Origin of the sequence: Blautia sp. HCP3S3_C12, assembly GCF_052064155.1 — a bacterium.
Lineage (GTDB): Bacteria > Bacillota > Clostridia > Lachnospirales > Lachnospiraceae > Blautia_A.
The window spans coordinates 1-873 of sequence record NZ_JBQHWC010000050.1 but is presented as its reverse complement, the minus strand read 5'-3'; the positions used below and the strand labels follow the sequence as shown (position 1 = coordinate 873).

The following is an 873-nucleotide window of genomic DNA, read 5'->3' as shown; positions in this document are numbered from 1 at the left end:
GGGGTCACTTCGTGACTTCGTCACTCAGTGTCATTTGCTTCGCAAATGTCCAGTCTGTATCAGGAATGCTTCTCCACAAGCAAGCTTGCTCCGAATCCTTCCTGCTCCATCCTGCCGCTTCCTCGGCTAGTTGGTCAAGCCCTCACCCGATTAGTAACAGTCAGCTCCATGTGTTGCCACACTTCCACCTCTGCCCTATCTACCTCGTCGTCTTCAAGGGGGTTTACTTCTCGCGAATGGGATATCTCATCTTAAGGGGGGCTTCACGCTTAGATGCCTTCAGCGTTTATCCCTTCCGGGCTTGGCTACTCGGCCGTAGACTTGGCAGTCTAACCGATGCACCAGCGGCCCGTCCATCCCGGTCCTCTCGTACTAAGGACAGCTCCTCTCAGATATCCTACGCCCACGCCGGATAGGGACCGAACTGTCTCACGACGTTCTGAACCCAGCTCGCGTACCGCTTTAATGGGCGAACAGCCCAACCCTTGGGACCTACTACAGCCCCAGGATGCGATGAGCCGACATCGAGGTGCCAAACCACTCCGTCGATGTGAACTCTTGGGAGTGATAAGCCTGTTATCCCCAGGGTAGCTTTTATCCGTTGAGCGATGGCATTCCCACTTAATACCACCGGATCACTAAGCCCTACTTTCGTACCTGCTCCACCCGTCGGTGTCGCAGTCAAGCTCCCTTCTGCCTTTGCACTCTCCGAATGGTTTCCGTCCATTCTGAGGGAACCTTTGGGCGCCTCCGATACCCTTTCGGAGGCGACCGCCCCAGTCAAACTCCCCGTCTGGCATTGTCCCACCGCCGGGTCACGGCGGCTGGTTAGAAACCCAATACTGCAAGGGTGGTATCCCAACAGCGGCTCCA

1 rRNA gene is annotated in these 873 nt (G+C 56.2%); it reads right to left on the bottom strand.

Going from position 1 to position 873, the window contains the following annotated elements:
* Nucleotides 1-130: 130 nt before the first annotated feature.
* Nucleotides 131-873, bottom strand: a 23S ribosomal RNA gene (locus ACTNDS_RS16665); the annotation flags it as partial.